Origin of the sequence: Bacillus sp. SIMBA_005, from assembly GCF_046535585.1 — a bacterium.
Taxonomy (GTDB): domain Bacteria; phylum Bacillota; class Bacilli; order Bacillales; family Bacillaceae; genus Bacillus; species Bacillus pumilus.
On the sequence record NZ_JAWRWI010000091.1, the window covers coordinates 1 to 374 of the forward strand.

1 protein-coding gene and 1 pseudogene are annotated in these 374 nt (G+C 49.5%); both read left to right on the forward strand.

Features of this window, described 5'->3' with window-relative positions:
- Window positions 1-130, forward strand: a pseudogene (locus tag SB660_RS19245) (ATP phosphoribosyltransferase regulatory subunit); the annotation flags it as partial.
- The coding region (gene hisG, locus SB660_RS19250; RefSeq protein WP_410583824.1) for an ATP phosphoribosyltransferase at window positions 123-374 on the forward strand (252 nt) is incomplete at its 3' end. The pseudogene SB660_RS19245 and the gene hisG, both read left to right, overlap by 8 nt.

Sequence of the window (374 nt, forward strand, 5' to 3'; positions counted from 1 at the left end):
AGAAAGGGCGAGAGGCAGAAAAGTCGTCCTGCAGGATCTGGCGGGCATTGAAAATATCGATCATATGACAAAATCATTCGCAAACGTCACATACTTTATCGGAGCCAGAAAGGAAGAGAGGAATGGGTAAGGTACTCACAATGGCAATGCCAAAAGGACGGATATTCGAAGAAGCGGCCGGGTTGCTGAGGCAGGCCGGATACAGGCTGCCCGAGGAGTTTGAAGAATCGAGAAAACTGATCATTGACGTTCCAGAAGAAAATCTCCGCTTTATTCTGGCAAAGCCGATGGATGTTACGACTTATGTCGAGCATGGCGTCGCTGATGCCGGTATTGCCGGAAAGGATGTCATGCTTGAGGAAGAGCGTGACGTG